This is a genomic window from Salmonella sp. SAL04157, assembly GCF_046551635.1.
Classification (GTDB): domain Bacteria; phylum Pseudomonadota; class Gammaproteobacteria; order Enterobacterales; family Enterobacteriaceae; genus Salmonella; species Salmonella enterica.
In genome coordinates this window covers 132778-155678 of record NZ_JBGDVS010000003.1, presented here as the reverse complement: position 1 = coordinate 155678, position 22901 = coordinate 132778, and the positions used below count along the sequence as shown (strand labels likewise).

The 22901-nt window shown below is 52.8% G+C and carries 25 protein-coding genes; 13 read left to right on the top strand and 12 right to left on the bottom strand.

Annotation, left to right across the window (positions count from 1 at the left end; genetic code table 11):
• Nucleotides 1–46: 46 nt before the first annotated feature.
• A complete protein-coding gene (gene manX / locus ACLJRE_RS07445; RefSeq protein ID WP_000150523.1) occupies nucleotides 47–1015 on the bottom strand; it encodes a PTS mannose transporter subunit IIAB in 969 nt (322 codons plus the stop codon).
• 152 nt (nucleotides 1016–1167) lie between these two features.
• On the opposite strand from manX, the gene ACLJRE_RS07440 reads away from it, so the two are divergent.
• Together ACLJRE_RS07440 and yoaE are read left to right on the top strand one after the other, a co-directional pair.
• Nucleotides 1168–1500 carry a protein YoaL gene (locus tag ACLJRE_RS07440; RefSeq protein WP_011233029.1) on the top strand — a complete coding sequence of 111 codons (333 nt, stop codon included), beginning with the start codon at nucleotides 1168–1170 and terminating at the stop codon, nucleotides 1498–1500.
• On the top strand, nucleotides 1488–3047 hold the full coding sequence (gene yoaE / locus ACLJRE_RS07435; protein WP_000421815.1) for a CNNM family cation transport protein YoaE: 1560 nt from the start codon (nucleotides 1488–1490) through the stop codon (nucleotides 3045–3047). Before ACLJRE_RS07440 ends, yoaE begins: the two co-directional genes overlap by 13 nt.
• A 21-nt stretch (nucleotides 3048–3068) precedes the next feature.
• Here the strand turns inward: yoaE and ACLJRE_RS07430 are convergent, their stop codons facing one another.
• From ACLJRE_RS07430 to pabB, 4 genes are all read right to left on the bottom strand, one after another.
• Nucleotides 3069–4670 carry an EAL domain-containing protein gene (locus ACLJRE_RS07430; protein WP_001192522.1) on the bottom strand — a complete coding sequence of 534 codons (1602 nt, stop codon included), beginning with the start codon at nucleotides 4668–4670 and terminating at the stop codon, nucleotides 3069–3071.
• A gap of 137 nt (nucleotides 4671–4807) precedes the next feature.
• Nucleotides 4808–6172 (bottom strand): L-serine ammonia-lyase, encoded by a 1365-nt coding sequence (gene sdaA / locus ACLJRE_RS07425; RefSeq protein WP_000624280.1) that lies wholly within the window; start codon nucleotides 6170–6172, stop codon nucleotides 4808–4810.
• Nucleotides 6173–6435: 263 nt separating this feature from the next.
• Nucleotides 6436–7014 carry a CoA pyrophosphatase gene (locus ACLJRE_RS07420; RefSeq protein ID WP_023212663.1) on the bottom strand — a complete coding sequence of 193 codons (579 nt, stop codon included), beginning with the start codon at nucleotides 7012–7014 and terminating at the stop codon, nucleotides 6436–6438.
• Nucleotides 7015–7017: 3 nt separating this feature from the next.
• Entirely contained in the window at nucleotides 7018–8382 is a 1365-nt protein-coding gene (gene pabB / locus ACLJRE_RS07415) for an aminodeoxychorismate synthase component 1 (RefSeq protein WP_000978464.1), read from the bottom strand.
• Between the two features lie 80 nt (nucleotides 8383–8462).
• On the opposite strand from pabB, the gene ACLJRE_RS07410 reads away from it, so the two are divergent.
• On the top strand, nucleotides 8463–8642 hold the full coding sequence (locus tag ACLJRE_RS07410) for a YoaH family protein (protein WP_000457328.1): 180 nt from the start codon (nucleotides 8463–8465) through the stop codon (nucleotides 8640–8642).
• Between the two features lie 5 nt (nucleotides 8643–8647).
• On the opposite strand, the gene ACLJRE_RS07405 is transcribed toward ACLJRE_RS07410, so the two are convergent.
• The gene (locus ACLJRE_RS07405; protein ID WP_000029550.1) at nucleotides 8648–8992 is read right to left on the bottom strand and encodes a RidA family protein; all 345 of its coding nucleotides are present in this window, start codon (nucleotides 8990–8992) and stop codon (nucleotides 8648–8650) included.
• A gap of 130 nt (nucleotides 8993–9122) precedes the next feature.
• Between ACLJRE_RS07405 and ACLJRE_RS07400 the strand changes: the two genes are divergently transcribed.
• The 5 genes from ACLJRE_RS07400 (at nucleotide 9123) to rnd (ending at nucleotide 15529) form a co-directional block, all read left to right on the top strand.
• Nucleotides 9123–11033 (top strand): ATP-dependent DNA helicase, encoded by a 1911-nt coding sequence (locus tag ACLJRE_RS07400; RefSeq protein ID WP_000128796.1) that lies wholly within the window; start codon nucleotides 9123–9125, stop codon nucleotides 11031–11033.
• Nucleotides 11034–11090: 57 nt separating this feature from the next.
• Nucleotides 11091–11786 carry a tRNA (adenosine(37)-N6)-threonylcarbamoyltransferase complex dimerization subunit type 1 TsaB gene (gene tsaB / locus ACLJRE_RS07395; RefSeq protein WP_023212662.1) on the top strand — a complete coding sequence of 232 codons (696 nt, stop codon included), beginning with the start codon at nucleotides 11091–11093 and terminating at the stop codon, nucleotides 11784–11786.
• Between the two features lie 71 nt (nucleotides 11787–11857).
• Entirely contained in the window at nucleotides 11858–12439 is a 582-nt protein-coding gene (locus ACLJRE_RS07390) for a Slp family lipoprotein (RefSeq protein ID WP_000290594.1), read from the top strand.
• 204 nt (nucleotides 12440–12643) lie between these two features.
• Complete coding sequence (fadD, locus tag ACLJRE_RS07385; RefSeq protein ID WP_000758418.1) at nucleotides 12644–14329, top strand: long-chain-fatty-acid--CoA ligase FadD; 1686 nt, start codon at nucleotides 12644–12646, stop codon at nucleotides 14327–14329.
• A 72-nt stretch (nucleotides 14330–14401) separates the two neighbouring features.
• Nucleotides 14402–15529 carry a ribonuclease D gene (gene rnd, locus ACLJRE_RS07380; protein ID WP_001109124.1) on the top strand — a complete coding sequence of 376 codons (1128 nt, stop codon included), beginning with the start codon at nucleotides 14402–14404 and terminating at the stop codon, nucleotides 15527–15529.
• 121 nt (nucleotides 15530–15650) lie between these two features.
• Here rnd and minE read toward each other — a convergent pair whose 3' ends face one another.
• From minE to minC, 3 genes are read right to left on the bottom strand one after another with little or no spacing between them, the layout of a single operon-like run.
• Nucleotides 15651–15917, bottom strand: coding sequence for a cell division topological specificity factor MinE (gene minE, locus ACLJRE_RS07375; RefSeq protein WP_001185666.1), 267 nt, complete (start codon nucleotides 15915–15917; stop codon nucleotides 15651–15653).
• A gap of 3 nt (nucleotides 15918–15920) precedes the next feature.
• Nucleotides 15921–16733 (bottom strand): septum site-determining protein MinD, encoded by an 813-nt coding sequence (minD, locus tag ACLJRE_RS07370; RefSeq protein ID WP_000101047.1) that lies wholly within the window; start codon nucleotides 16731–16733, stop codon nucleotides 15921–15923.
• A 23-nt stretch (nucleotides 16734–16756) separates the two neighbouring features.
• Entirely contained in the window at nucleotides 16757–17464 is a 708-nt protein-coding gene (minC, locus tag ACLJRE_RS07365) for a septum site-determining protein MinC (protein WP_000072527.1), read from the bottom strand.
• Between the two features lie 125 nt (nucleotides 17465–17589).
• Between minC and ACLJRE_RS07360 the strand changes: the two genes are divergently transcribed.
• The 5 genes from ACLJRE_RS07360 (at nucleotide 17590) to ACLJRE_RS07340 (ending at nucleotide 19986) form a co-directional block, all read left to right on the top strand.
• On the top strand, nucleotides 17590–17883 hold the full coding sequence (locus ACLJRE_RS07360) for a YcgL domain-containing protein (RefSeq protein WP_001537109.1): 294 nt from the start codon (nucleotides 17590–17592) through the stop codon (nucleotides 17881–17883).
• Nucleotides 17884–17932: 49 nt separating this feature from the next.
• A complete protein-coding gene (locus ACLJRE_RS07355; RefSeq protein WP_023196939.1) occupies nucleotides 17933–18592 on the top strand; it encodes a fumarylacetoacetate hydrolase family protein in 660 nt (219 codons plus the stop codon).
• Between the two features lie 92 nt (nucleotides 18593–18684).
• Nucleotides 18685–19131 carry a YcgN family cysteine cluster protein gene (locus tag ACLJRE_RS07350; protein ID WP_001285703.1) on the top strand — a complete coding sequence of 149 codons (447 nt, stop codon included), beginning with the start codon at nucleotides 18685–18687 and terminating at the stop codon, nucleotides 19129–19131.
• 351 nt (nucleotides 19132–19482) lie between these two features.
• Entirely contained in the window at nucleotides 19483–19620 is a 138-nt protein-coding gene (locus ACLJRE_RS07345) for a hypothetical protein (protein WP_001519337.1), read from the top strand.
• A 192-nt stretch (nucleotides 19621–19812) separates the two neighbouring features.
• Nucleotides 19813–19986: a GnsA/GnsB family addiction module toxin gene (locus ACLJRE_RS07340; RefSeq protein WP_001083582.1), complete on the top strand. Its 174-nt coding sequence runs from the start codon at nucleotides 19813–19815 to the stop codon at nucleotides 19984–19986.
• 71 nt (nucleotides 19987–20057) lie between these two features.
• On the opposite strand, the gene ACLJRE_RS07335 is transcribed toward ACLJRE_RS07340, so the two are convergent.
• The 3 genes from ACLJRE_RS07335 to nhaB form a co-directional block, all read right to left on the bottom strand.
• Complete coding sequence (locus ACLJRE_RS07335; RefSeq protein ID WP_000018967.1) at nucleotides 20058–20399, bottom strand: DUF1971 domain-containing protein; 342 nt, start codon at nucleotides 20397–20399, stop codon at nucleotides 20058–20060.
• A 108-nt stretch (nucleotides 20400–20507) separates the two neighbouring features.
• Nucleotides 20508–21038 (bottom strand): disulfide bond formation protein DsbB, encoded by a 531-nt coding sequence (gene dsbB, locus ACLJRE_RS07330; protein ID WP_000943475.1) that lies wholly within the window; start codon nucleotides 21036–21038, stop codon nucleotides 20508–20510.
• 141 nt (nucleotides 21039–21179) lie between these two features.
• The gene (gene nhaB, locus ACLJRE_RS07325) at nucleotides 21180–22724 is read right to left on the bottom strand and encodes a Na(+)/H(+) antiporter NhaB (RefSeq protein WP_410957347.1); all 1545 of its coding nucleotides are present in this window, start codon (nucleotides 22722–22724) and stop codon (nucleotides 21180–21182) included.
• Nucleotides 22725–22901 lie beyond the last annotated feature (177 nt).

Below are 22901 nucleotides of genomic sequence, written 5' to 3'. Positions count from 1 at the left end.
TCTCCTATTGCTATCTTAAGTGTGAAAGCTAATTAAATGCCGGCGGTTATTTCGCCACTTTGGCAATTAAATCCATCATTTTCAGTTTCGGATCGGTGGAAACTTTACGCACCTCAAGCTCGATGCCGCGCTCGTTGAGCTTTTTAAAGGCTTCGATATCCTTTTCATCGACGGAAACGGCGTTGTTCACCTGCGTTTTACCTTGACGATAGGCCATACCGCCAATGTTCACGGAAGTGACTTTCACGCCGCCCTCAACGATGCGCTCGACGTCGGTAGGATTGGTAAACAGAAGCATCACGCGTTCACCGGCGTATTTCGGGTTATTGTAGACGCGAATCATCTTCGCGACGTCAACCACATGCGCCGTAACGCCCGGCGGCGCAACTTGCGTCAGCAGCGTTTTACGTACGGTATCCGCCGCGACTTCATCGCTCACAACAATAATACGGCTGACATTGGTCTCTTTGGTCCAACGGGTAGCGACCTGACCGTGAATGAGGCGGTCATCAATACGGGCAAGCCCGATAACCATATAATCATTCGGGCCCATCGGTTTTGCCGGCGTGGCCGCTTTTGGCGCGGCGGCGACTGGCGCTGGCGCGGCTTTTTCTACCGGTTTCGCTTTCAGCGCTTTTACGCCTTCACGACCGGTTTCTACCGCCAGTGCGACCAGCTCGTCAAAGCTCGGATCGTCGTCACGAGCCATAAACGTTTCGACCAGCATCGGGATGTTGACGCCGGCAATAACTTCATAGCGCTCTTTATCGACGACAATGCGGCTGGCAGCATTAAACGGACTGCCTCCCCATGTATCAACGAGAAATAGCACGCCTTTACTGGTATCGAGTTTAGCCAACTGAGCGTTGTACTTTTCGATCAGCGTTTCGGCATTTTCGCCTGGAACGAAATCGATCCAGCCGACGTTTTCCTGCTCGCCTAACAGCATTTCGGCTGTTTTAAGTAACTGCTCTGCAGCCCAACCATGTGTGCCTATAACAATAGCAATGGTCACTTGCTACCTCCTTTATTATTGTCAACACATCAACTTGACAGATGTATTTTTTGAATCGCCGTCCGCAAGCGAATCGATTCAGATGAGGGTTACAACGAAAAACGCATGATTTTCGTGAATTATTTTAGATATCGAAAAAAATATTTTGTGTGATGGAGATCCGTAATTTTGTTTTCGATAATGAGAAATTTCGAAGTGTAAAATATCCCGGTTACATCTCTTTGCAAAGGAAGGTAAATCTTTGCCAAAAACCAGTTGTCTCTGTTATGTTTAGCTTCCGTTTAATTAGAATGGGGTATAGGGCAGCAGCCCGTTGTATGGATCGTCACCGACGTCATTTCACTCTTTGGCCGTTTTGCGCCTGTCAATCTGGCATATCTTGCCATAGCCTTACTTTGTTTATTGCGTTACCGCCTGCATCCTTTGAGATGTTGTGGGCGCCGTTTAGTCATTCCTTAAGCAGGAGCTTGTCATGGAATTATTAATGGATCCCTCAATTTGGGTGGGTTTACTCACGCTCGTCGTCCTGGAAATTGTCCTGGGTATCGATAACCTGGTCTTTATCGCGATCCTCGCCGATAAATTGCCGCCAAAGCAGCGTGACAAAGCGCGTCTTATCGGGCTCTCGCTGGCGCTGATTATGCGTCTGGCGCTGCTGTCCATTATTTCGTGGCTGGTGACCTTAACAAAGCCGCTCTTTACCGTCTGGGATTTTACCTTCTCCGGCCGCGATTTAATTATGCTGCTGGGCGGTATATTCCTGTTGTTTAAAGCGACCACCGAGCTGCATGAACGTCTGGAAAACCGCGAGCATGACACCGGACACGGTAAAGGCTATGCGAGCTTCTGGGTGGTAGTCACGCAGATTGTCATCCTGGATGCGGTCTTCTCGCTGGACGCCGTGATTACGGCGGTAGGTATGGTAAACCATCTGCCGGTTATGATGGCGGCGGTGGTGATTGCGATGGCGGTGATGCTACTGGCGTCAAAACCGCTGACCCGTTTTGTCAACCAGCATCCGACGGTGGTGGTGCTCTGTCTGAGCTTCCTGCTGATGATCGGCCTGAGCCTGGTGGCGGAAGGGTTTGGTTTCCATATTCCGAAAGGCTACCTGTACGCGGCAATTGGTTTCTCGATCGTTATCGAGGTGTTTAACCAGATTGCGCGCCGCAACTTTATTCGTCATCAGTCCACGTTGCCGCTGCGCGCGCGTACTGCGGACGCTATCCTGCGTCTGATGGGCGGTAAACGCCAGGCGAGTACGCAACATGAGACGGATAGCCCGGCCGCGATATCGGTGTCGGAAGGCGCCTTCGCCGAAGAAGAACGCTACATGATTAACGGCGTACTGACTCTGGCGTCGCGCTCCCTGCGCGGCATTATGACGCCGCGAGGCGAAATTAGTTGGGTGGATGCGAATCTCAGCGTAGCTGAAATCCGTCAGCAGTTACTCTCTTCTCCGCATAGCCTGTTCCCGGTATGTCGGGGCGAGCTGGATGAAATTATCGGTATCGTTCGCGCGAAAGAGTTGCTGGTGGCGCTGGAAGAGGGCGCGGACGTAGCGGCTATCGCCGCCTCTTCCCCGGCGATAGTGGTGCCGGAAACGCTTGATCCTATCAATCTGTTAGGCGTTTTGCGTCGCGCGCGTGGCAGTTTCGTTATCGTCACTAACGAGTTCGGCGTGGTGCAGGGGCTGGTTACGCCGCTGGATGTGCTGGAAGCGATTGCCGGTGAGTTCCCGGATGCCGATGAAACGCCGGAAATCGTTGCCGATGCCGAGGGCTGGATAGTGAAGGGCGGCACCGATCTCCATGCGCTACAGCAGGCGCTGGAAGTTGACCATCTGGTGAACGAAGAGGGCGATATTGCGACGGTCGCGGGGTTAGTGATCGCCGCTAATGGCCATATTCCTCGTGTTGGCGATGTCATTGATGTTCCGCCCCTGCGGATCACCATTGTCGAGGCCAACGACTATCGTGTCGATCTGGTTCGGATTGTTAAAGAACAGCCTGCCCACGACGAAGAGGAATAACGTCACACGCAGGAATCAAGTCTATAGATGCGGCATCGCGGACATAATCTGTCCGTTATGCCGGGCGGGCGGCGGCGCGCTGCCCGCCAGCCACTGTGGAAATTCGCTAATGGGCATCGGCTTCGCATAGAGATAGCCCTGTAACATTTGCACGCCATGCTGGCGCAAATGCTGTGCCTGCGTCTGGTTTTCGACCCCTTCCGCCACCAGTTCAATATTCAGTCTTTGCCCCAGCGCGATAATAATATCGGTCACCGTTGAATTGACCGCATCGGTACCGATGGCGGCGGTGAAGGATTTATCGATTTTCAAAATATCCGGCCGCAGTTTTTCCAACCAGGAGAGCGAGCTGTTTCCTGTGCCAAAATCATCGATGGCCAACTTGACACCTTTACGATGCAGCTCGCGCATCAGGCGGTAATCAACGTCAAGCAACGCGTCGCGTTCCGTGAGCTCCAGCACCAGTTGCTGAACAGGTTCCGCACTAAACCAGTACTGATTAAGATCTTTGAGAAGCACGCCGTGTCGGAAATGGCTTGCCGCCACATTGATGCCGATATGAAACTGATGGTTGATGGGGAAGTAGTGCCGCTGCCGAATGGTTTCCGCAATCACATAGCGGGTCAGCGGCGCTATCAGGTTATGCTCCTCGGCGATAGGAATAAAAACATCCGGTGAGATCCAGCCCTGGCGAGGGTTGTTCCAGCGTAACAGGATCTCAACGCCGGTACACTGCTGCGTGCGGGCATTAAGCAACGGCTGACAAAATAGCTCAAACTCCCGTTCGGCAAGGGCCAGATTAATCTCCCAGGAAAAGCTCATTCTGCTGGCCGTTGCCAGCCAGGCGATATAACCGATCAACAGGCTAAGCAATACGGCCAGCGGTAACTGCGTCGGGAGATGTTTGAACGCCAGTACGCCTGCCGACGGCCCGCTGACGCTGATAGTAAAAGGGAAATGCCGCGATGAAAGCTGGTAACGCTCTTCATCTTTTTTTAATTCCGGAAGAGTATCGACCACGCCCCGACCATATAACAGGTGCCGTTTGCCGACCGTCAGGCTGGCGCTGGTAATTTGCGGCTGCTGCGGCTCAAGTAGCATGGTCGTCAGCAAGCCAATATTCACAATTTCCATCACGCCATCCTGACCATCGGCAGAGGCGGGATACCACTGAATGAGAATCGGGCTTCCCTTGAGTAACGATTGGTCCGTGGAAAGTAGCAGCAGATCGCCAGCTGCGGGAAGATCGGGCTGAAGCTGGCGTATGGGAGTATTGCGGGCGCCAAAAATGCTTGAGCAGTAGAGAATTCCCTCTTTTACCAGCCCGATAGAACGAATGGTTTGCAGGCGGGCGGCTTGCTTACGCAACGGCAAATGCGCGGTCGCGCACGGAAGCTCAAGTAAGGGTAGCAGTATGTTTCGTCCGACCAGGAGAGGATGCAGCACATTATCCAGCGCATCAACGGCATGATTCGCAAATGCAACCGTGCGATGGTGATTTAAGTTCCGCTCCGAAATAAATCGGATGCTCAGCGTAAGAATGAGCGTGACCAGTGCACAAATCGTGCAAACAATGAAACGATTACGGCGATAATGATTGATGATCCGTTGTGCTGTTTGCATGCGGGCCGCCCAATAAGCGTTGGCGACAAAAGCCAACCGCGACACAGCAAGTGTAGTGGGGAAACGTGGAGTCGACGAGGAAGAGATAAAAATTTCGCCCATCCGTAGCAGATGGGCGAAGGGAGGGGAAATGGCGTTTAATCACACTGGACTTTAATGGCCAACCCGCCGCGCGATGTTTCGCGGTATTTGGCGTTCATGTCTTTTCCGGTCTCGTACATCGTTTCGATGACTTTATCCAGCGAGACGCGCGGCGCGCTGGTTCGACGCATGGCCATACGCGCAGCGTTAATCGCTTTAACCGAAGCAATGGCGTTACGCTCGATACACGGCACCTGCACCTGACCGGCAACCGGGTCGCAGGTCAGCCCCAGGTTATGCTCCATGCCGATTTCAGCGGCAACGCAAACCTGTTCCGGGCTGGCGCCCAACAGTTCAGCAAGGCCTGCCGCCGCCATCGAACAGGCGACCCCGACTTCGCCCTGACAGCCGACTTCCGCGCCGGAAATAGACGCGTTCATCTTATACAGCGCGCCAATAGCGCCTGCCGCCAGGAAGTAGCGGGTGTAAATATCCGGGCTGACAGACTCAATAAAATGGTCGTAGTAAGCTAGTACCGCAGGAACGATGCCGCACGCGCCGTTGGTTGGCGCCGTCACGACGCGACCGCCTGCGGCGTTCTCTTCGTTCACCGCCAGAGCAAACATGTTCACCCAGTCAATGACGTTCATCGGATCGCTGGAAAGCTTATCGCTGGAAACCAGCATACGACGCAGCGCGGAGGCGCGACGCGGTACGCGCAGCGGCCCCGGCAGCACGCCTTCGGTATTCATACCGCGATCAATACAGGCCTGCATGGTCTGCCAGACGTGACCGAAATACTCTTCAATCTCTTTCTTGCTATGCAACGCCAGTTCGTTTTGCATCACCATGCCGGAGAGTGAAAGGCCGGTGCTGTTGCAATACTCCAGCATTTCTTTCGCCGATTTAAACGGATAAGGTACAGTAACCTCATTCGTCGCTTCCTGGCCGAAATGCGCTTCATCAACGATAAAGCCGCCGCCGATGGAATAGTACGTCTTGCTATAAATGACCGTGTCGTCATGCCAGGCGTGGATCTGCATCCCGTTTTCATGCAGCGGCAAATTGCCGTTGTGAAAACGCATTCCGTCATCTTTCGGGAAGTCGACTTCGTGACGTCCCTGGGCCAGTAACAGACGCCCGCGCGTTTCGACGTCGCGAATAAAACCGGGGATACTATCAATATCCACGGTAGCGGGTTCATTACCCGCCAGACCCATAATAATGGCGATATCGGTATGGTGACCTTTCCCCGTCAGCGACAGCGAGCCGTAGACATCGACAGCGACGCGGGTAACGTTATCCAGTAATCCTTTTTCGACCAGGTCATCGACGAACTGTTTACCGGCCTTCATCGGGCCAACAGTGTGGGAAGAGGAGGGACCAATCCCTACCTTAAACATGTCGAATAGGCTAATCACGATAATACTCCTGACAGGGCAACCGGGGCTTCCGGTTACGATGTTATAACTGCGCATAGTGTAAGAGGGAACGCTGGCATCAGCTTAACTATTCACATGAATTAAACTAATGAATAACCGCGTTTTTACTAATATTGCGACAGTAATCTCAAGTCGTGTCTTGCGCGCGTAAAGTTAAGTATATACACGTTGCCCTTCAGGCTGCCTCTTTGGGGGAGGCGATTGTTACCGCCTTGAGGCAACGTGAATGGCGTTGTGTACAGTCAGGGCTTTACGCCGATTTGCAGCGCCAGCTCACGAAGAATGTTTGCGGTCATGCCCCAGACGAAATAATGCTCATACCAGGAGAGCCATACGCGGTGCGAATTGCCGCGACGGTAAACATCAAGCGGATGATATCGACCCAGTTGCAACGCTTGCGCCAGCGGCATTTCAAACACCGCAGACACTTCGTCTTCACTGGCGCGCCAGGGGAGGTTTGGCGGAATAATGCCGACCACCGGGGTGACCTGAAAACCGGTCACGCTGTCCACCGGCGGTAAAACGCCAATCACTTCCACGGCTTGCGGCGGGATGGCGACTTCCTCCTGCGCTTCGCGAAGCGCTGCGGCGATAAGCGAAGCATCGGTACTGTCCACGGCCCCGCCGGGAAAGGCGACCTGTCCGGCGTGTTTGCGCAAATGAATAGCCCGCTGGGTCAACAGCAGCCCCGGCTTGGGGCGGCGAACCACAGGGATCAGTACGGCGGCCTGACGTTGATTTAACGTTTCATGAGTCATCTGCGGGCGCAAAAGCTGAAAGCGCGATAAGAAATGATCGAGCGTCAGACGGCTGGTATCCACGTATTAGTTCTCCAGTGGGTGCAGGATACGATTAACTTTATCAAAAGTTTCCTGATATTCCGCTTCTTCGTTGCTATCGGCCACGATACCGCCGCCGGCTGAGCAATAGAGTTGGCCCTGCGTTGCCGTGACGGTGCGGATAGTAATACTGGTATCCATCTTGCCGCAGAAACTCAGATAACCGATGCTACCGCACCAGGCGTTGCGTCGCTGCGGCTCCAGTTCGTCGATAATTTCCATTGCCCGCACTTTAGGCGCGCCGGTAATGGAGCCGCCGGGGAAAGCCGCGCGCAGCAGGTCGGTAGCATGAAGCGAGTCCGGTAAACGGGCGGTAATGGTGCTAACCAGATGGTGAACGGCAGGAAATGGTTCGACGACGAACAGTTCCGGCACTTTCACCGAACCCGGCACGGCGACCCGGCCAATATCGTTACGCATTAAATCGACGATCATCAAATTTTCAGCGCGATCTTTCATTGAGTTGGCCAGTTTCTGCGCCTGCTGACGATCCGCCTGCGGATCGTTAAGCCGTGGAAGCGTACCTTTGATCGGGCGCGTCTGAATATGACCATTCTCCAGTTGGATAAAACGCTCGGGAGAAAGGCTCAATATGGCGCCGTCATGTAAACGAAGAAAGGCGCTAAACGGGGCGCGATTGGCGCGGTTAAGGCGTTCGAAAGCCTGCCACTCATCACCCTCGTAGCTCGCCTGAAAACGCTGGGAAAGATTGACCTGATAGCAGTCCCCGCTGTGCAGCCAGGCCTGCACCTGACGAAACTTCTCGCCATACTCGCAACGCGTCATATTGGATTGCCAGGCCGAGGTAAGCCTGAAGGGCGTTCGGGTCGGCGCGCGCTGGCTGGTGAGCCAGCGATATCGGGCGTCTGCATCGTGATAGCTTATCAGCGACACCACCTGTTTTTGGTGATCGACAATCAGCGCCCAGTCGTAAAGGCCAATCGCCATATCGGGTAAAGCGATATCGCGCGCGGCTGTATCGGGCAAAATTTCGAAACGCCGCCCTAAATCATAACCAAACAGACCCAGCGCGCCGCCCTGAAAGGGTAAGTCAGGGTCAGGCTGAGGATGAAAAGGCAGCGCCTCCAGTTGAGTCTGCAAAACGTGTAACGGATCGTCGAGAGTGACGGTAGTTGTGCGCGCAGTACATACCGTGGTTTCCTGCGCGCGCGTGGTCAGCGTGGTGACAGGATCGGCGACCAGAATATCAAAACGGTTATAGGGATGAATAGCATCACCTGAATGCAGCAGCATCGCCCAGGGCAAATGGTTTACGGGCGCAAAATAGTGTTCAGCGGCGTCCGGACGCCAGGGTAAGGTGATAACAGTGGGAGATAACGTCTTCATCATTCCTGACTCGTTACAACACTACTGGCTTACCGCCGGGTAGCGTGAAATAATTAGCGCTAACAATTTAGCAGGAGTTAATCATGTTTGCAGGTTTACCTTCACTCAGTCATGAACAACAGCAAAAAGCCGTAGAACGTATCCAGGAATTGATGTCGCAAGGTATGAGTAGCGGAGAAGCGATTGCCCAGGTGGCGGGCGAACTTCGCGCCAACCATACCGGCGAACGGATAGTGGCGCGTTTTGAGGATGAAGACGAATAACCGGCTTATACCGCTGCGACAATCTTAATCTCAACTTTATATTTCGGGTTCATCAACCCGGCCTGTACGGTACAGCGTACCGGCGCATGGCCTGCGACGACCCACGCATCCCACGCCTTATTCATGGCGGCAAAATCGGCTTTATCGCTCAGGAAAATAGTGGCATCCAGAATACGTGACTTACTGGAGCCCTGTTTTTCCAGCACCGCATCAATTTGCGCCAGAGTATTCGCCGTTTGCTCAAAAGCGTCGGCGTCCAGGTTTTCCGGCACGCCGGTATACCACAGCGTATTATTGTAGATCACCACGTCTGACCAACGATCTTCGGCATCAATACGCACGATAGACATTACTTATTCCTCATTTGCTTTTCATTTGAATGGTTCAAGACTGCCACAATGTGGCGCCGCCGTCACCTCTGTAACTGGCGTAAGCCTTTCTACCCTGACATAATCCCTGTGCAAATTAACAGGGGGCAGTGTGACGGACGATTTTGCAGCAGATGGCCAACTGGCCAAAGCGATAACCGGCTTTAAACCGCGCGAACCACAGCGACAAATGGCGGTTGCCGTAACACAAGCGATTGAAAATGCGCAGCCTCTGGTTGTTGAAGCCGGCACCGGAACCGGGAAGACCTATGCTTACCTTGCTCCGGCGTTGCGCGCCGGGAAAAAAGTCATTATTTCGACCGGGTCGAAAGCGTTGCAGGATCAACTCTACAGCCGCGATCTGCCGACGGTAGCAAAAGCGTTGGCGTTTACCGGTAAGACGGCCCTGTTGAAAGGACGTTCAAACTACCTCTGCCTGGAGCGTCTGGAACAACAAGCGCTGGCGGGCGGCGATTTACCGGTACAAACGTTAAGCGACGTGATATTGCTGCGCTCCTGGTCAAATCAGACGCAGGATGGCGATATCAGCACCTGCGTCAGCGTGGCGGAGGATTCCCAGGCCTGGCCGCTGGTCACCAGTACCAACGACAACTGCCTTGGCAGCGATTGCCCGCTCTACAAAGAGTGCTTTGTGGTGAAAGCGCGTAAAAAGGCGATGGACGCGGATGTGGTGATTGTAAACCACCACCTTTTTCTTGCGGATATGGTGGTTAAAGAGAGCGGGTTTGGCGAACTTATCCCTCAGGCTGAAGTAATGATCTTCGATGAAGCCCACCAACTGCCTGACATCGCCAGCCAGTATTTCGGACAATCGCTCTCCAGCCGTCAGTTGCTGGATTTAGCAAAAGACATCACCATCGCCTACCGGACGGAACTGAAAGACACTCAACAGTTGCAAAAATGCGCCGATCGCCTTGCCCAGAGCGCCCAGGATTTTCGTCTGCAACTGGGGGAGCCCGGCTACCGGGGAAATTTGCGTGAACTGTTAGCCGACCCACGTATCCAACGGGCATTTTTACTGCTGGATGATACGCTGGAGCTTTGTTACGACGTGGCGAAGCTGTCGCTGGGCCGTTCGGCGCTGCTGGATGCGGCTTTTGAACGCGCCACGCTATACCGTTCACGGCTGAAACGCTTAAAAGAGATCAATCAGCCGGGATACAGCTACTGGTATGAGTGCACCTCGCGCCATTTCACCCTGGCGCTGACGCCGCTCACCGTGGCGGACAAATTCAAAGAAGTGATGGAACAGAAGCCCGGTAGCTGGATTTTTACCTCGGCCACGTTGTCGGTAAATGATGATCTTCACCACTTTACCGCCCGTCTGGGAATTGAACAGGCAGAATCCATGCTACTGCCCAGCCCATTCGACTATACGCGCCAGGCGTTACTCTGCGTACCGCGTAACCTACCGCAAACCAACCAGCCCGGCGCGGCGCGACAGTTGGCGGCTATGCTCAGGCCGATTATCGAAGCCAATAACGGGCGATGTTTTATGCTGTGCACCTCACACGCCATGATGCGCGATCTGGCGGAGCAGTTTCGCGCCACCATGACGCTGCCGGTATTGTTGCAAGGGGAAACCAGTAAAGGCCAACTGTTACAGCAATTTGTTAGCGCCGGCAACGCGCTGCTCGTCGCCACCAGCAGCTTCTGGGAAGGGGTGGACGTGCGCGGTGATACGTTATCTTTGGTGATTATCGACAAATTGCCGTTTACTTCCCCGGACGACCCGTTGTTAAAAGCGCGAATGGAAGACTGTCGTTTGCGCGGCGGCGATCCGTTTGATGAGGTTCAACTGCCCGACGCGGTGATTACGCTGAAGCAGGGAGTAGGGCGGCTGATTCGCGATGCGGACGATCGCGGGGTGTTAGTGATTTGTGATAACCGGCTGGTGATGCGGCCCTATGGCGCCACGTTTCTCGCCAGCCTGCCTCCTGCGCCGCGCACGCGTGATATCGCCCGTGCCGTTCGCTTTCTTGCGATTCCATCCGCCGAGTAATTTGTTACGGAGTATGGTAAGATGCGCGCTATTTTATTGATCTAAGCACGAAACCTCATGCGAATTCTGGCTATCGATACCGCCACAGAGGCCTGTTCTGTCGCCCTGTGGAACAACGGTACTATCAATGCTCACTTTGAGCTTTGTCCACGAGAACACACTCAACGTATCCTGCCCATGGTGCAGGAGATTCTGGCCGCCAGCGGCGTCTCGCTCAATGAGATAGATGCGCTGGCGTTTGGGCGCGGTCCGGGCAGCTTTACCGGCGTGCGTATCGGCATTGGTATTGCGCAAGGGCTGGCGTTAGGGGCAAATCTGCCGATGATCGGTGTTTCGACGCTTGCCACGATGGCGCAGGGCGCGTGGCGTAAAACCGGCGCGACCCGCGTACTCGCCGCGATTGACGCGCGGATGGGCGAAGTGTACTGGGCGGAATACCAGCGTGATGCGCAGGGCGTCTGGCAGGGCGAAGAGACGGAAGCGGTGCTGAAACCGGAACGGGTCGGCGAGCGGTTGAAACAGCTTTCCGGCGAGTGGGCGACCGTAGGAACGGGTTGGTCCGCCTGGCCCGATCTGGCGAAGGAGTGCGGCCTGACGTTTCATGATGGGGAGGTGTCGCTCCCGGCAGCGGAAGATATGTTACCCATCGCCAGTCAAAAGCTGGCGGCAGGAGAGACCGTTGCCGTGGAACATGCCGAGCCGGTTTATTTGCGTAACGAAGTGGCGTGGAAGAAACTTCCCGGCAAAGAATGACTCTCACTACTATTACCCCCCATACTTTATGCTGTGGGGTGGAATAGAGGTCGAGAAAAAGGAGTCGCATCATGGCGGTTCAAAAACGGTTAATAAAAGGGGCGCTGGCGTGCGCTTTTGCACTTATGCTGAGCGGTTGCGTGACTATCCCGGATGCCATTAAAGGTTCGAGTCCGACGCCGCAGCAGGATTTGGTGCGGGTGATGAATGCGCCGCAGCTCTATATCGGGCAAGAGGCGCGTTTTGGCGGCAAAGTTGTGGCGGTACAAAATCAGCAGGGAAAAACCCGGCTTGAAATCGCGACCGTACCGCTCGACAGCGGCGCGCGTCCTGTTCTGGGCGAAGCCTCGCGCGGCAGAATTTTTGCCGATGTGAACGGTTTTCTGGACCCGGTGGACTTCCGTGGCCAGTTAGTTACCGTTGTCGGCCCGATAACCGGCACGGTTGACGGTAAAATCGGCAATACGCCGTATAAATTTATGCTGATGCAGGCTACCGGCTATAAACGCTGGCATCTTGTTCAGCAGGTCGTCATGCCTCCACAGCCGATCGATCCGTGGTTTTACGGCGGACGCGCCTGGCCTTATGGCTATGGCGGTTGGGGGTGGTATAACCCTGGACCCGCAGAGGTTCAGACGATAGTAACAGAGTAACTCTTTGTTTTATCAATAAAAGAAACAGCGGCTGGTCCGCTGTTTCTGCATTCATAGAGACATAATAAAAATAAATAGTGACGCGCTTCGCAACCTTTCAGTTGCGTAATTAATAAACTGGTACGCTGAGTTAATATAATGTTAACGACTTGTTTATTAACTGGGGTTGTGATGACGACGAACACTCATTTTAGAGGTGATGCATTGAAGAAGGTTTGGCTTAACCGTTATCCTGCTGATGTTCCGGCGGAGATCAACCCTGACCGTTATCAATCCCTGGTTGAACTGTTTGAACATGCGGCGACGCGCTATGCCGATCAGCCTGCGTTCGTTAATATGGGGGAGGTAATGACCTTCCGTAAATTAGAAGAACGTAGTCGGGCATTTGCGGCTTATTTACAACAAGGGCTGGGACTCAAAAAAGGCGACCGTGTGGCGCTGATGATGCCAAACCTGTTGCAGTATCCCGTCGCGCTATTTGGTATTTTACGCGCCGGCATGATTGTGGTGAACGTTAACCCGCTTTACACGCCGCGCGAACTTGAGCATCAGCTTAACGATAGCGGCGCGGCGGCAATCATTATTGTTTCTAACTTTGCCCATACGCTGGAAAAAGTAGTCGAGAAAACGTCGGTACAGCACGTTATTCTGACGCGGATGGGCGACCAGCTTTCTACCGCCAAAGGTACGGTTGTTAACTTTGTCGTGAAATACATCAAGCGTCTGGTGCCAAAATACCACTTGCCAGATGCGATCTCGTTTCGCAGCGCGCTACAGCATGGCTACCGTATGCAGTATGTCAAACCCGAGGTTGTCGCTGAAGATCTGGCTTTCCTGCAATATACCGGCGGTACGACGGGCGTGGCGAAAGGCGCGATGTTGACCCACCGCAATATGCTGGCGAATCTGGAGCAGGTGAAAGCGACCTATGGGCCGCTGCTGCACCCGGGGAAAGAGCTGGTAGTGACCGCGCTGCCGCTGTATCACATTTTTGCCTTAACCATGAACTGTCTGCTTTTTATCGAGCTGGGTGGGCAAAACCTGCTGATTACCAATCCGCGTGATATCCCCGGCCTGGTCAAGGAGCTGGCGAAATATCCATTTACGGCGATGACCGGCGTTAATACGCTATTCAACGCCCTGCTCAATAATAAAGAGTTTCAACAGCTGGATTTTTCTTCGCTGCATCTGTCAGCCGGCGGCGGGATGCCGGTGCAAAACGTCGTTGCGGAACGTTGGGTAAAGCTGACCGGGCAATACCTGCTGGAAGGCTACGGGCTGACCGAGTGCGCCCCGCTGGTGAGCGTCAACCCGCATGATATTGATTATCACAGCGGCAGTATCGGCCTGCCTGTACCGTCAACAGAAGCCAAACTGGTGGATGACGATGATAACGAAGTCGCGCCGGGTGAGGCCGGAGAGCTTTGCGTGAAAGGCCCTCAGGTTATGCTGGGATACTGGCAGCGTCCTGACGCGACGGATGAAATCATTAAAGATGGTTGGCTGCATACGGGCGATATTGCGGTTATGGATGAAGACGGCTTTCTGCGGATTGTCGATCGTAAGAAAGATATGATTCTGGTTTCTGGTTTCAACGTTTATCCAAACGAAATTGAAGATGTGGTGATGCAGCATTCTGGCGTGCAGGAAGTCGCGGCGGTTGGCGTGCCTTCCGGTAGTAGCGGCGAAGCGGTGAAGCTTTTTGTGGTTAAGAAAGATCCGGCATTGACTGACGATGCGTTGATCACCTTCTGCCGTCGCCATCTGACCGGATATAAGGTGCCCAAACAGGTCGAGTTTCGCGAGGAATTACCAAAATCTAACGTTGGGAAAATTTTACGACGAGAACTGCGTGACGAAGCCCGTGGCAAAGTAGACAATAAAGCCTGAGCGTTAAGTCAGCTAACGAGAGACGCCGGTTAAGCCGGCGTTTTTTTTGGCGCGAACCAAAGAGAACACGATTTGAATTACCAAATGATTGAAACGGACGATGCGCTGGCGAGCCTGTGTGAGGCTGTCCGCGCATGTCCGGCTATTGCTTTAGATACGGAATTTGTCCGTACCCGCACCTATTACCCGCAGTTAGGATTGATCCAGTTATTTGACGGGGCAAATGTCGCCCTGATCGATCCGCTCGGCATCAGCGACTGGTCGCCGTTAAAAGCGGTGTTGCGCGATACGGGAATCACCAAATTTCTGCACGCGGGTAGCGAAGATCTGGAAGTATTTCTGAATGCGTTTGGTGAACTGCCGGAACCCCTGATTGATACGCAAATTCTGGCGGCGTTTTGCGGGCGTCCGCTGTCGTGGGGTTTTGCGGCGATGGTAGAAGAGTATACGGGCGTGGCGCTGGATAAAAGCGAATCTCGTACCGACTGGTTAGCCCGGCCTTTAAGCGAGCGTCAGTGTGAATACGCGGCGGCGGATGTCTGGTATCTGTTACCGATCGCCAAAAAGCTGATGATTGAAACTGAAGCCGCAGGATGGCTGCCTGCCGCGCTTGATGAATGCCGATTGATGCAGCAGCGTCGTCAGGAGATTCAGGCGCCGGAAGAGGCATGGCGGGATATCACTAATGCCTGGCAACTGCGTACCCGCCAGTTAGCCTGTCTGCAACTTTTAGCTGACTGGCGGCTGCGTAAGGCGCGTGAGCGCGATATGGCGGTGAACTTTGTTGTGCGTGAAGAAAACCTGTGGGCGGTCGCGCGTTATATGCCGGGCAGTCTCGGTGAGCTGGATAGCCTGGGGCTTTCCGGCAGCGAGATTCGTTTTCACGGCAAGACGTTGATATCGCTGGTGGCGAAAGCACAGGCGTTACCGGAAGAGGCATTGCCGGAACCCCTGTTGAATCTGATGGACATGCCGGGCTATCGCAAAGCGTTTAAGGCCATCAAAGCGCTGGTGGCGGAGGTGAGCGCGTCGCATCACGTCAGCGGCGAGCTACTGGCATCGCGTCGGCAGATTAATCAGTTGCTTAACTGGCACTGGAAATTAAAACCGCAAAATGGGCAACCGGAATTGATTTCCGGCTGGCGCGCCGAACTGATGGCGGAGAAGTTAACTCTTCTGTTGCAGGAGTATCCGCGTTAACGACGGTAATTGCCGGGAAAACGGCCAGTGAAATAAACGTCCGTATTCGGAATAATGTAAAAAAATAAAAAAGGCAGATTCTTCTGCCTTTTTTAATCCAGGAATTTTCCCATAAAAGAGCTTATTTTGACTCTTCGGCTTCCGGCAGCGTTACGTTAAGTTCAAGGATGGAGATATCACCATCTTTTTGCTCAAGCTGGACGGTAACCATTTCCGGATCGATTTGTACGTATTTACAAATGACCTCAAGAATATCTTTACGTAACTGCGGTAAATAATGCGGTTCGGCATCGCTACGGCGACGTTCCGCGACAATGATTTGCAACCGCTCTTTTGCAATATTAGCGGTACTCTTTTTCCGCGAGAGAAAAAAATCCAGTAATGCCATAATTTATCCTCCGAACAGGCGTTTGAGGAAACCTTTCTTCTCTTCTTCAATGAAGCGGAAAGGACGTTCTTCTCCCAACAGACGATCTACGGTATCTGCATAGGCTTTACCCGCATCCGCAGTGGCGTCAAGAATCACCGGTTCGCCCTGGTTCGATGCGCGCAGTACGGATTGATCTTCCGGGATCACCCCGACGAGTTTAATACGCAGAATCTCCAGTACATCTTCCATGCTGAGCATGTCGCCTTTATTGACGCGGCCTGGATTGTAGCGCGTCAACAGAAGATGTTCTTTAATCGGTTCTTCGCCATTTTCTGCGCGACGAGATTTCGATGCCAGAATACCCAGAATACGGTCTGAGTCACGGACAGAAGAGACTTCCGGGTTGGTCGTGATGATCGCTTCATCGGCAAAATAGAGCGCCATCAGCGCCCCGGTTTCGATACCCGCCGGCGAGTCGCAAACGATGAACTCAAAGTCCATCGCTTTCAGTGAGTCCAGTACCTTAGCGACGCCTTCGCGCGTTAGCGCGTCTTTATCCCGGGTCTGCGACGCCGGAAGAATGAAGAGATTTTCAGTACGCTTATCTTTGATCAGCGCCTGATTCAGTGTCGCATCGCCCTGAATGACGTTTACAAAATCGTAAACGACACGACGTTCGCACCCCATAATCAGATCGAGGTTACGCAGTCCGATATCAAAATCAATGACGACAGTTTTCTTTCCCTTCTGGGCCAAACCTGTAGCGATGGCCGCGCTGGAGGTGGTCTTGCCAACGCCCCCTTTACCCGAAGTAACAACAATAATGCGTGCCATAAAAATTCCTTGTTAAAAAGGGATCAATTCAACGGTTGAACTGTCAAAGCGTTGTCTGCTAAACGCAGGCGCGCCGCTTTGCCATAAAATTCTGCCGGGATTTTATCACTCAGCCAGTAAACACCTGCGATAGAGACCAGTTCTGCCGTCAGATGGGTACAAAAAATTTGCGCTTCCCGATCGCCGCTCGCTCCTGCCAGCGCGCGACCTCTCATCATGCCATAGACATGGATATTGCCGTCAGCGATAAGCTCTGCGCCAGCGCTGACGTGACTTGTAACAATCAGATCACATTGTGGAGCATAAATGCGCTGACCGGAACGAACCGGAACATCAATTAATCGCGTTTTTGTGATGGGATTAGCGTTTTGCGGCGGTTCGCTGGGCGTTGCCGGCTCAACGGGCGCAGGCCGAACCGCTTTCTCTTTACCTTCAGTCAGTAAAGGAAGACCCATCCGATCGATTTCTACTTTCAGGCTGGCGTCTTTACAGCCGCTCACGCCGATAATGCGTAAGCCGGTTGAGGTCACGATCTTATGCAGTTCCGGCCAGTTTACCGGGCTTTCAAGACCGCTAACGTTAATAACGACAGGGGCGTGTTTTAAAAACGCAGGAGCCTGCGCTATTTTGTCTTCTAACGCCTGACGAATAACCTCTGGTTCCGCTTCATGCAAATGAACCACTGATAAGGTGAAGCTACTGCCTTTAAGCTCGATTGGCGTGTTTGACATCCTGGCCTTACTCAATTTGCTATTTATCATCTCCGATACGGAGTGATATTCCGAAGTCCAGAAGGCATGTTATAGTCAGTATTATATTGAGGCAAGTCACCATCCCGTTAATTCAGAGTAAAAGTATGTTTTGTGTGATCTATAGAAGTAGCAAGCGCGATCAAACCTATTTGTATGTCGAAAAAAAAGACGATTTTTCGCGGGTGCCTGAAGCATTGATGAAAGGATTCGGTCAGCCGCAGTTAGCGATGATGCTGCCGCTTGATGGACGTAAAAAATTAGTCAATGCTGAGCTCGAAAAAGTAAAACAGGCGTTAAGCGAGCAGGGCTATTATTTACAATTGCCGCCGCCGCCGGAAGATTTGCTGAAACAACATCTTTCTTCGGTGGGACAAAATACGTCGCACGCTGACCGTTAAACGGTATTCGGCGCCGCGCCTGAATTCCATCATGATCTTAGGGGAAAATATGTATCAACATCGTAACTGGCAAGGCGCCTTGCTTGATTACCCGGTAAGTAAAGTGGTCTGCGTGGGCAGTAATTACGCAAATCACATCAAGGAGATGGGCAGCGCGACGCCGGAAGAACCCGTGCTTTTTATCAAGCCGGAAACCGCATTGTGTGATATTCGCCAGCCGCTGGCGATTCCGGCGGATATGGGCGCTGTTCATCATGAAGTTGAGCTTGCTGTGCTGATTGGCGCAACGCTCCGCCAGGCGACCGAAGATCATGTACGTAAAGCGATAGCCGGTTATGGCGTGGCGCTTGATTTAACCCTGCGCGATATTCAAGGGAAAATGAAAAAGGCCGGACAGCCCTGGGAAAAAGCCAAAGGTTTTGATAACGCATGTCCGATTTCAGGCTTCATCCCTGTCGCGGCCTTCTGCGGCGATCCGCAAAATACGCTTATCGGACTTAACGTTAATGGCGAGGTTCGCCAGCAAGGGTCGACCGCGGATATGATTCATCCTATTGTGCCCCTTATCGCCTATATGAGCCGCTATTTTACGCTCAAAGCCGGGGACGTGGTGCTAACCGGCACGCCGGCAGGCGTGGGGCCATTATTAAGCGGCGATGAGCTGGACATTCGTTTTAATGGCGAAACGTTGTCTACCCGCGTTCTGTAAAATCTGCTTGCCGCCTTCAGCGGCGGTAAAACTTGCATCTGCAGGCCAGACTGGTTATAAGGTGCAGCTTTAGTGCAATGGCGGATACTTTAATGAGCGATACACCTTTCTGGCAACGTAAAACCCTGGATGAAATGACCGATGCCGAGTGGGAGTCGCTGTGCGATGGCTGCGGTCAATGCTGCCTGCATAAGCTGATGGATGAAGATACAGATGAAATCTACTTCACCAACGTGGCGTGCAGGCAATTAAATATCAAAACGTGCCAGTGCCGTCATTATGAACGCCGTTTTGAATTTGAACCCGACTGTATCAAACTCACTCGCGAAAACTTGCCAGACTTTGAATGGTTGCCGATGACCTGCGCCTACCGTTTGTTGGCGGAAGGTAAGCCCTTGCCGACGTGGCATCCGCTGCTGACTGGATCGAAAGCCGCTATGCATGGCGAGCGAATTTCTGTCCGTCATATCGCGGTTAAAGAATCTGAAGTACGGGACTGGCAGGATCATATTTTAAATAAACCGTCGTGGGCAGAATAAGTCTTCGGCAAAACGGCTGATTGTTTACAATTCTTTAATTTACGCCGGGCGGCCCCTGAAATCAGGAATTGCGTGCAAATTCCGTCACCTGGCGTTATCACTGCCTTCTATTCTTCCCTGACGCGCCTTGTCGCTGCGCTCGCGCACGTATGGCGGCGACTCTATACTTTCAAAGCAGTATATCGCTGCCTATCCTGAGGAGTTACTCCATGAATAACCAACCGTTGCGCGTTTCAAAGGATCAGCCCAGGAAGCCTGATAAGACACCCGAAGACGAAGGAAAAAATCCAAAGAAAAACCAAAAGTAGTGCTGTAGGGTATCTTTAATAACTATGGTTCGTTGGAGGCTTTATGTCTGAACGTCCTGATTTAGTCGATCCATTACCAGAGGATGAGCCGCTTCCTGGTGAAAATATTCCGGATACACCAGAGGGAGACGATCCTCTCGACCCGGATACCCAGAATGAGGTTGAAGATCCTCGTAGATAGCGTCTTGTGCTATTAACCAACCGCCTGATGCACCGTCTGTGCCAGGCGGTTTTTTGCATCTTCTAAAGCGAAACATCCTGATAATCCTCAGAAAGATAGCCTATAATTTTTTGTACGTTAAAATAGTAGCGCGTCCATGACGACACTGTCTTATTTGCGCTTAGCCGTTTGCGAGCTCAAAGGAGGAAATCAATGAACAGCGAAGAGTTGACACATAAAGCAGAAGAGGAAATCGCGGCACTCATTAGCAAAAAGGTTGCCGAACTACGGAAGAAAACCGGGCAAGAGGTTTCCGAAATAGAGTTCGCGCCGCGAGAAACGATGAAAGGGCTTGAGGGATACCACGTTAAAATTAAACTACTCTAGCGTTTAATTAGCGCCATCAATTACCTGGCTACTGGGCGGGACGCCGCCCAGTGGTGACTGGTTTACCGATGTCAGGCTTTTTTCTGTTGATACATTTCCTCGCCCTGATGGTCTTCCTCTACCCAAAAATGAATGTTGAACCGCGCATCATCGCTCAGCTCTACCCGATGCCAGTATTGCGGCGGACTGGTGGCGAATTGCCCGGCATTAATCACCACTTTCACTTCGGGTTCTGTCGCGGTTTCATTCGCAAAGCCATAGTAGGTCACGGTGCCTTCCATCACGCAGAGTTGTCCGAAAACGCCTGCCGCTGTGTTGTGATGAGAGAGCAGTGCCGCCGGAACATTTTCTTTGGTGAAAAAGGGGGTAGAGCGTTTAACTTTCCAGTTTGCCGGGATGCGTAAGTGGGACATAAGACATCTCCCTGATGTGGTGATTAAAAGATGTATTTAATATACACCTTTCAATCACTGGCAAACAACGCTTCGGGCAAAAAAAACGCTCCCGAAGGAGCGTGTGTATCAACGACCGAACAGGTCGCGTTTTTTAGGCTTAAATGCCTGGGCTATGACGACGGCTATCGCCACCACAAGGTAAGCGGCAAAGATCCCCAACAGCCATTGCGGCATCTCCAGCGTTAAAAACGACCACTGGCGTTCGGCGCAATCACCGGATGCCACAAACACCTGCGGCAGCCATTTACCCAACGGCAACCAGTCTGGAAAGCGCGCCATAAAGTCACAGGTCATGAACGGCGAGGGATGCAACTGAATCATCGTATGTTCATACGCCAGTTGTAGACCCCGCCAGGCGCTGTAAATCCAGATAACCATTGCCACGTATCGCAGCGGCGTTTTCGGCGCTATTGCGCCGACCAGACCCGCGCCCATCACGCCAAACAGGGCGCAACGCTCGTAAATACATAGCACGCAAGGTTTAAGTAACATGACGTGCTGGAACCACAGCGCCACCATTTCCAGCGCCAGGGCGGTAAACGCCATCAGTAACCATGCGCCCCGACCCCGTGAGCACTGGTTTAAAAATCGCAACATAATAATTTCCCTGCAACATGCGTAGAGACCGCAGTGTAAACCAATTCAATTCGTGCGCCACTAGCGGGAAATGAAATAATGCGTAATTGGATAATTATCAGGCAAAAATCGGAGCCGGGCGGTGTATTGCCCGGCCAAACGTTACGAAAGCGTTGCTAACCATCCTGCCTGAGTCATCCATTCGGTGACCGGCGCAAGAGTGAATTCGACGCACAGTAGCCCTATCAGGGTCAGTACGATAGTGTACGGTAACGCCATCCAGACCATACGGCCATAAGAGAGACGGATTAACGGCGCCAGCGCGGAGGTCAGCAGGAATAAGAATGCCGCCTGACCATTTGGTGTCGCTACCGATGGCAGGTTAGTACCGGTATTGATGGCCACGGCTAACAGCTCAAACTGTTTTAAGCTGATAGCGCCGTTTTCCATTGCCGCCTTCGCTTCGTTGATATAAATGGTGCCGACAAAGACGTTATCCGAAATGGAAGACAACAGGCCGTTAAAGAGATAGAACAGCGTTAGCTGCGCGTGTTCAGAGGCTTGCAAGACAAACTGAATAATCGGCGCGAAAATATGTTGATCGATAATAACCGCCACAATGGAGAAGAAAACGGTTAACAGCGCAGTAAACGGCAGCGACTCGGTAAACGCTTTGCCGATGGCGTGTTCATCGGTGACACCCGTTAACGCGGTGGCCAGAATAATGACCGACAGACCAATCAGCCCCACCTCCGCGAGATGGAGGGCGAGGGCGGTAACCAGCCAGACGCCAATAATTGCCTGGACTATTAGTTTAATTTTATCCTGGCGGGTGCGCTTCTTACGGCTTTGATCGTCGAATTGCTGCAAGACGTCGCGGACTTTTTCGGGCAACGTTTCGCCATAGCCAAACCAGCGCATTTTCTCGACCAGCATACAGGTTAACAGTCCACATATCAGTACCGGGACGGTGACAGGCGACATCCGTAAAAAGAAGTCGCCGAAATGCCAGCCAGCCGCTTTAGCGATGATCAGGTTTTGCGGCTCCCCGACCATGGTCATGACGCCGCCCAGCGCCGTCCCCACGCCCGCATGCATCATCAGGCTACGCAAGAATCCGCGGAATTGCTCCAGCACCGTTTTGTAATGCGGATCGATATGGCTATCGTCCAGCATATCGTTCTCTTCGCCGCGCGATGAGGCCACACGATGGTAAATCCCGTAAAAACCGACGGCGACGCTGATCACCACCGCAACGACGGTAAGCGCGTCAAGAAAAGCCGACAAGAACGCGGCGGCGACGCAAAAGGCCAGCGACAGAACCATCTTCGAGCGGATACTGAGTAACAGACGGGTAAAAATAAACAGCAATAACTGCTTCATAAAGTAGATGCCTGCCACCATAAACATCAGCAGCAGCAAGACTTCCAGGTTGGCGGCAACCTCTTCACGTACATGGGCGGCGCTGGTCATGCCGATGATGACGGCTTCAATGGCCAGTAACCCGCCGGGCAGCAGGGGGTAACACTTTAACGCCATCGCCAGGGTGAAGATAAACTCTGCCACCAGCAGCCAACCGGCAACAAAGGGATTAGCTAAGAAAATGAATGGGTTAACAATTAAAAAGACAAGTAGTGCCAGTTTGTACCAGTCGGGCGACTGGCCTAAAAAGTTGCGCCACATGGCGCGACCCCATGAGATCTCCATGAAATTTTTCCTTACCTAGAAAAATGAAATAGCGTTTTTATGTTTAAACACAGAGAGTAGCGAGCGCGACGAATGCAAGCAAGTCCTTAACGATATTGGCAGGTGATATCAGAAATGGTGCCTTGATCCCCTTTTTCTTCATTGCGTCCGCTATCAGGTGTTACGCCCGTCTGGTAT

Coding starts and splice junctions, on each gene's coding strand:
- ACLJRE_RS07390 (WP_000290594.1), top strand. CDS start 11,858: ATGGCGGTTCAAAAACGGTTAATAAAAGGGGCGCTGGCGTGCGCTTTT.
- minC (WP_000072527.1), bottom strand. CDS start 17,464: ATGTCAAACACGCCAATCGAGCTTAAAGGCAGTAGCTTCACCTTATCA.
- ACLJRE_RS07355 (WP_023196939.1), top strand. CDS start 17,933: ATGTATCAACATCGTAACTGGCAAGGCGCCTTGCTTGATTACCCGGTA.
- ACLJRE_RS07430 (WP_001192522.1), bottom strand. CDS start 4,670: ATGCAAACAGCACAACGGATCATCAATCATTATCGCCGTAATCGTTTC.
- tsaB (WP_023212662.1), top strand. CDS start 11,091: ATGCGAATTCTGGCTATCGATACCGCCACAGAGGCCTGTTCTGTCGCC.
- dsbB (WP_000943475.1), bottom strand. CDS start 21,038: ATGTTGCGATTTTTAAACCAGTGCTCACGGGGTCGGGGCGCATGGTTA.
- ACLJRE_RS07350 (WP_001285703.1), top strand. CDS start 18,685: ATGAGCGATACACCTTTCTGGCAACGTAAAACCCTGGATGAAATGACC.
- yoaE (WP_000421815.1), top strand. CDS start 1,488: ATGGAATTATTAATGGATCCCTCAATTTGGGTGGGTTTACTCACGCTC.
- nhaB (WP_410957347.1), bottom strand. CDS start 22,724: ATGGAGATCTCATGGGGTCGCGCCATGTGGCGCAACTTTTTAGGCCAG.
- pabB (WP_000978464.1), bottom strand. CDS start 8,382: ATGATGAAGACGTTATCTCCCACTGTTATCACCTTACCCTGGCGTCCG.
- ACLJRE_RS07335 (WP_000018967.1), bottom strand. CDS start 20,399: ATGTCCCACTTACGCATCCCGGCAAACTGGAAAGTTAAACGCTCTACC.
- minD (WP_000101047.1), bottom strand. CDS start 16,733: ATGGCACGCATTATTGTTGTTACTTCGGGTAAAGGGGGCGTTGGCAAG.
- ACLJRE_RS07340 (WP_001083582.1), top strand. CDS start 19,813: ATGAACAGCGAAGAGTTGACACATAAAGCAGAAGAGGAAATCGCGGCA.
- ACLJRE_RS07410 (WP_000457328.1), top strand. CDS start 8,463: ATGTTTGCAGGTTTACCTTCACTCAGTCATGAACAACAGCAAAAAGCC.
- minE (WP_001185666.1), bottom strand. CDS start 15,917: ATGGCATTACTGGATTTTTTTCTCTCGCGGAAAAAGAGTACCGCTAAT.
- ACLJRE_RS07405 (WP_000029550.1), bottom strand. CDS start 8,992: ATGTCTATCGTGCGTATTGATGCCGAAGATCGTTGGTCAGACGTGGTG.
- ACLJRE_RS07345 (WP_001519337.1), top strand. CDS start 19,483: ATGTCTGAACGTCCTGATTTAGTCGATCCATTACCAGAGGATGAGCCG.
- ACLJRE_RS07440 (WP_011233029.1), top strand. CDS start 1,168: ATGGAGATCCGTAATTTTGTTTTCGATAATGAGAAATTTCGAAGTGTA.
- ACLJRE_RS07360 (WP_001537109.1), top strand. CDS start 17,590: ATGTTTTGTGTGATCTATAGAAGTAGCAAGCGCGATCAAACCTATTTG.